The following is a 1,732-nucleotide window of genomic DNA, read 5'->3' as shown; positions in this document are numbered from 1 at the left end:
TTAACAGGACACGGAAAAGCATTTGAAGGATTACTTAACAGATATTTTGGAAAATAAACATATCAATAAAATACTGCCCTTGACAGCTGGTAATAAAGCTGTCGGGGCATTTTACTGTTCAAAAGTTTTCAGGACAATTTGTGGATTTTCAAGACAGATATAAAGATACAAATATACGAACTTTGAAAATCTCAAGGAAAATCGGAGGGAAAAAGGTGTGGTTTTCAGGTGTAAAAATACCTGATCAAGGGAATTTTCCCTTGAGAATGGTTGTAGGTGGTTTGTAACAATGGATTGAAAGCACCGCTATCATATAAGCAAACAAACATGTTAAGGACATTTCTTTTTAACTTTCATATTGGTAAATATTGTGTTAGATTTAAATGGAGAATTATGCATATGAAATTATTATGAACTTAAGTTTAAAACTGCGGAGTTAAAAAATTAATATTAGGTGGTGGTATTATCATGTTAAATGAAAGTATATTTCCGATTTTGGAATATGATTCAAACAAACAAGCCAAGCTTAAACCTTCGAGCATTATCAAAAAGGCTCAAGCACCTAAAGCCTGTGTTATTACTTTTTTCAAGGAAGTAATTAGTAAAAAGCTGGAATGCGGTGAACTGGAGCAAATTGGAACAAGCCCTTCGGAAACAGTAGATATTCCAGTTTATGAAACAAAATATAATGGTTGTTCTGTAGGACTTGTTGGAGGTTTTGTAGGAGCAGCTGGTTCGGCAGCATTGTTAGAAGAATTGATAGCATCAGGATTTGAAAAATTTATAGTTTGTGGTGGTGCTGGTGTCTTAAAAAAGGATATTCAAGTAGGTCATTTAGTATTACCTTACTCTGCTGTAAGAGACGAAGGGGTATCATATCATTATATTGAGCCATCACGTGAAATAGAATGTAACCCCGATGCTATAATGGCTATTGAGAGAGTATTGAATCAAGAAAAAATTCCATTTATTAAAGCAAAAACATGGACAACTGACGCCATTTTTAGAGAAACTGAAGCTAAAATTGCAAAAAGGGTTTCGGAAGGCTGTGTTACCGTTGAAATGGAAGCGGCAGCATTCTTTGCTGTATCCAAATTTAGGAATGTTTTATTGGGGCAGATTTTGTACGGTGGAGACGACTTGAGCGGAAGCGAATGGAACAAACGCTCATGGATTAGCAGAGATATGATAAGAACTAATCTTGTGGACTTATGCTTAAAAATAGCTACAGAATTATGATTAATCAACCTCCACTAATAAGCATTTTCGGTGCCAAGATTGATGTGTAATCTTCATATTGTAAACTAACCATTATTTATATAGGCTCTGTATAGTTAACATGAAAAACTAGCTCAATAAATCATAGAAAAACAAAGAATTTTGCTCAAAAGGTCATAAATGCTCGTTTGTGAATAGTCAAGGGTAAAATGAACGAGCAAAAGCTCGCCCTGTGACAATCACAAAGGGATCATTTCCAGAGTAATTAAGCGAAATTCAAGCGACAAGAAAAAATTTAGTCTTTGTTTTTAGAGAGATTAAGACCGGCAACCTGAGCCGGTGTCAAGCCATTTAGCGCAGAGTGAGGGCGAACAAAGTTAAAGAAAAAAACGAACATGGAAATAAGGTTGTTGGCAGCAGAAAAGAAAAGGGTCTGGGGATAATTTTGTGTAAATTCAATTCCTTGAGACAAGAAAAATCGGCTTTGCAGGGTAAAGCAGAGTAATCCATTGCT

General features: G+C 35.3%; 1 protein-coding gene and 1 pseudogene. One reads left to right on the top strand and one right to left on the bottom strand.

Annotated features, from left to right (window positions below; genetic code table 11):
- Positions 1-468 precede the first annotated feature (468 nt).
- On the top strand, positions 469-1,239 hold the full coding sequence (locus GX311_05395) for a nucleoside phosphorylase (protein ID NLK15814.1): 771 nt from the start codon (positions 469-471) through the stop codon (positions 1,237-1,239).
- Positions 1,240-1,494: 255 nt separating this feature from the next.
- On the opposite strand, the pseudogene GX311_05390 reads toward GX311_05395, so the two are convergent.
- A pseudogene (locus GX311_05390) lies at positions 1,495-1,642 on the bottom strand (transposase).
- Between the last annotated feature and the right edge of the window lie 90 nt (positions 1,643-1,732).

The sequence above is a fragment of the Bacteroidales bacterium genome, from assembly GCA_012519055.1.
Taxonomy (GTDB): domain Bacteria; phylum Bacteroidota; class Bacteroidia; order Bacteroidales; family Salinivirgaceae; genus JAAYQU01.
Note: the sequence above shows the minus strand (reverse complement) of the source record. Positions and strands in the feature narration are given on the sequence as shown.

What these genes read in the sequence shown, in the direction of transcription:
- GX311_05395 (NLK15814.1), top strand. Translation starts at nt 469, where the DNA reads ATGTTAAATGAAAGTATATTTCCGATTTTGGAATATGATTCAAACAAA.